The organism is Delftia sp. K82, from assembly GCF_002193035.1.
Classification (GTDB): Bacteria; Pseudomonadota; Gammaproteobacteria; order Burkholderiales; family Burkholderiaceae_C; genus Comamonas; species Comamonas acidovorans.
In genome coordinates this window covers 2,263-2,463 of record NZ_MYFL01000020.1, presented here as the reverse complement: position 1 = coordinate 2,463, position 201 = coordinate 2,263, and positions in this window count along the sequence as shown.

Below are 201 nucleotides of genomic sequence, written 5' to 3'. Positions count from 1 at the left end.
AAAAAGACGATGCTATCCAAATCCCATCCCATCATGCCTACCTATAGTTACTTCGACTTATTTGCAGATGCCCTTACTCGTTGGCCATCGATGGGGATGAATCGGGCCCCAGTAGTGAGTATTGAACAGCCATCGACGAAACAGGTGCAACAAGCCTATGCCTTTGTGCACGACCAATACCACTTATGGCGCACATCAATA